2 protein-coding genes are annotated in these 4,119 nt (G+C 57.5%); both read left to right on the plus strand.

Translation table 11 applies throughout. The annotated features are described in order from the left end of the window. On the plus strand, nt 1–735 hold a 735-nt coding region (locus D3222_RS23750), incomplete at its 5' end, for a ShlB/FhaC/HecB family hemolysin secretion/activation protein (RefSeq protein WP_198672917.1). Nucleotides 736–783: 48 nt separating this feature from the next. Beyond that, on the plus strand, nt 784–4,119 hold a 3,336-nt coding region (locus D3222_RS23755; RefSeq protein ID WP_118988267.1), incomplete at its 3' end, for a two-partner secretion domain-containing protein.

Below are 4,119 nucleotides of genomic sequence, written 5' to 3' on the forward strand. Positions count from 1 at the left end.
AAAAGCCAAAACCTGGCGGTCCAGCTCAGCCGGGTGCTGCACCGCAACGCCGACCAGAAAACCCTGCTCAACGGTGAAATTTATCGCCGGGCGTCCCGTAATTTTATTGACAACACTGAAATCGATGTTCAGCGCCGGGAAACCGCAGGCTGGAAGCTGGGACTGTCCCATCATCACACTATCGGCAACGCCACTCTCGATACCAGGGTCACTTACCAACAGGGCATGCGCTGGTTTGGCGCGCAACCGGCGCCGGAAGAGTACCGCAATGAAGGGACTGCCTTGCCTAAAATCACCCAATTCTCAGCGACGCTGGCCGGGCCGTTAACGCTGTTTTCTCAGCCCTTTTCTTATCAAACCCAGTATCTGCGCCAGATAAGCGCCAGCCCGTTGACGCCTCAGGATCGCTTTTCAATTGGCGGCCGCTGGACGGTACGCGGCTTTGATGGCGAGTTGACCTTATCCGCTGATCGGGGGTGGTACAGCCGGAACGAACTGGACTGGCAAACCCCGCTGCGTGGGCAGTCGCTGTATCTGGGGATCGATTACGGAGAAGTGGGCGGTCCGGGTAGCGACGCGCTGCTCGGAAAACACCTGGCGGGGAGCGCCCTGGGCTGGCGAGGCAGCCTGAAAGGGGTGAGCTACGACCTGTTTGTCGGCGTCCCGCTGTCCAAACCCGCCGGTTTCCAAACCTCCCCGGTCACGGCCGGATTCAACCTGTATTGGCAGTATTAATTCAAATAGCAAAACTGCCAGTGGGTAGTGTTGTGTGGAGCAAAAATCATGAACCAGCAGTTGTATCGTATTATCTTTAATCAGGCCCGTCAGATGTGGATGGTAGTGGCCGAGATAGTGTGTGCCGGGCGCGGACGAACGGGACGCCGCGCTCGTCGGCCATCTCTACGGTCGTGTCGTTGCCGGTTTACGGCGTTACGATTCAGTCTCTTGTTAGCGCTTGGCGGGATTTCACTCACGGCACAGGCGGCGATTGTGGCCGACGGACAGGCGCCGGGACGTCAGCAGCCGACCATCATTCGCAGCGCCAACGGCACGCCGCAGGTTAATATTCAGACGCCCGGCTCTGATGGCGTTTCTCACAACAGCTACCGTCAGTTTGATGTGGATAAACAAGGAGTTATCCTTAATAACAGCCATCAGGCCACGCAGACGCAACTCGGCGGTATGGTGGCGGGTAATCCGTGGTTAGCCAAAGGGGACGCCAGCGTTATCCTCAATGAAGTCAACAGCCACGACCGCAGTCACCTCAACGGCTGGATTGAAGTAGCCGGACATAAAGCCGAGGTGATTATTGCCAACCCTTCGGGGATCACCTGTAACGGCTGCGGGTTTATTAACGCGCACCGCACTACGCTCACCACCGGGCAAGCCCTGATGGAGCGGGGTCGGTTGAAAGGGTTTGATGTCAATCAGGGGGAAGTGCGGATTGACGGGCACGGCATGGACAGCACCCAGCAAAGTTACACCGATATTATCGCCCGCTCCGTGGCGATTAACGCCAAATTACATGCGCAAGACCTGAAAGTGACCACCGGGCGCAATCGGGTGGATGCGGCACACCAGAAGATTGAGAAAAAATCCGCTGAGGCCACTGACCAGCCGGAGTTTGCGTTGGATGTGGCGGCACTGGGCGGCATGTATGCCCATAAAATTAGGCTAATAGGCACCGAAACGGGGGTGGGCGTCCATAATGCCGGCAATATCGGGGCCTCAGCCGGGGACGTGCATATTACCGCCGATGGCTGGATAGAAAACCGCGGCGCCATCAGCAGCCGTGACGGGCTGCAATTAACGTCGTCTTCCAATGTGACTAACGCGGGCAAATTGTTGTCACAATCAACGGTGAATTTACAAGCCAACGGGGCGTTAAAGAATCAGGGCCGGGTGGAGGCCCGCGGCGATACCACCGTTACCGCAGGCACCATACACAGCAGCCATGACAGCGTCTGGGCCGCCGGACTGGATGATAAGGGCAACACCACCCGCCCCGGTTCACTGACCCTGACCGCGCAACACGTTCAGGCCAATGGCAAAAATCTGGCGACCGACACGCTGGCTATCCACAGTCAACAGATTGACCTGAGCGACAGCCAGACCGCCGCTAGCCAGATTCAACTCACCGCCGGCCAATCGGGGATAAATACCGCTCGCGCCACCGTTAACGCAAACCGTTTGACTGCGAAAACGCCGGGCCAGTTTAACAACAACGGCGGCCAGTTAGTGGCGCGGGAAATCCACCTCACGACCCCGGATATCTCTAACCTGAAAGGAAAAATTAACCAGACAGGAAGCGGTGAACTGACGCTCCATACCCGTACCCTGAATAACCGTGAAGGGACAGTGTTCAATCAAGGGAAACGGTTGATCCTCACCACAGACCAGCTCGACAACCATCAGGGCAACATTGCCAGTCAGGGCGAGGACCTGCATCTCACTGCGCGTCACGCAGATAACACTCAGGGCACGGTGCAACTGGCGGGTAACGGGAAACTGGCACTCAACAGCCAACACTGGCTGGGCAATAAGGGCAAACTGCTCACCAACGGTGCCCTGACGATACAAGCCGGGGAACTGCAACTCAACCACGCCGAAACGCAGGCCGGGCAGATTACTATCAATGCGGACACCCTGAGCCATCAAGGCGGTGTGATGCAACAACGCGGCAAAGATACACTGTCTCTGACGGTAAACACCCTAAATAACCAGAACGGCACCCTTGCCGGTAACGGTAACCTGAACCTTAAGGCAACGACCGTCGATAATCGTCACGGCAACCTTGTGGCTGCCGACAAGGGCTCGCTGACACTGACGGTCAAAGACACGCTGGACAATCAGGCGGGCAGACTGGAAGCAGGTAACGCGCTCCGGCTCAGCGCGGCCCAACTGGATAATCGCCGGGGTAGCCTTGTGGCTACCGGGGACAGCGCCACCCTGACCATTGGCAAGGCCATTCAGAATGCCAATGGTCATCTTGAAGCCAAAACCCGACTGACTACAACCAGCCAGACACTGGATAACACGCAAGGCGTGTTGCTGGCGCAGCATATCAACAGCCAGACCACCGGCCAGCCCTTCATCAATACGGCGGGACAGGTGATAGCCGGGGACACCCTGACCTTAAACAGTGGTGAACTGGATAATACGGCGGGGCGGTTACAATCCGGCCGGGAGATGTCCGTTGATACCCACGGGCATGGGCTCATTAATACCCGCAATGCCGACCAAAAAGCAGGCCGGTTGTTAAGCGGCGGGCAGTTAACCCTGCGTACCGGCGACATCGATAACACCGGCGGCATGATAGCCGCGGACGGCAAAACGACGCTGACCAGCAGCATGCTCAACAATACTCAGGGACAGATAGCCGGGAATGGCGGGCTGGACATTCACAGTCAGCAACTCACTAACCGCAACGGGACCTTACAATCCGCAAACGCCCTGAATCTGGATACCGACGGCCAGTTACTGGATAACCAACAGGGCCAAATTATTGGTGAGGGCAAAACCACCGTCACCAGCGGCCCGCTGGACAATCGCCACGGTCATCTGCAAGGCGGACAGTTGGTTATCGACACCCGACAGGCACAGACCGATAACCGGGACGGCAAATTGTTGTCGGCCGGTACGTTCAACCTGAAAACCCAGCGGCTCGACAATCGTCACGGGCAGGTGCAGGCGGTGGGCGACACCGCTCTTAATGTTGAAACCCAAACCGATAACACCGGCGGCCTTATCCGTGGTGGTCAGCAATTGACCTTGAGCACCGCTCACCTGATTAACCGCGACACGGCGCAGACGGATAAAGGACTGGAAGCGCAAAACCTGACGGTCAACGCCCAACAGGTGGACAACCGCCAGGGCGCTTTACGGGCGGCCGACCATCTGCAAGCGAACATCAGCCAGAGCTTGAATAATCTCCAGGGGCTGGTCTCTGCTGGCAAACAGCTCACTATCAACAGCGAGGCTCAGCAACCGCATCTGAGGATTAACAACCAACAGGGCACCCTGATTGCCGGGAAACAGGTGGATATTAACGCCGAGACCCTCAGCGGTGACGGCCAACTGTTATCGCAGGGGGATATGGCCGTCACCGCTGAGGGTCTC

Origin of the sequence: Photorhabdus sp. CRCIA-P01 (assembly GCF_003545805.1) — a bacterium.
Lineage (GTDB): Bacteria > Pseudomonadota > Gammaproteobacteria > Enterobacterales > Enterobacteriaceae > Photorhabdus > Photorhabdus antumapuensis.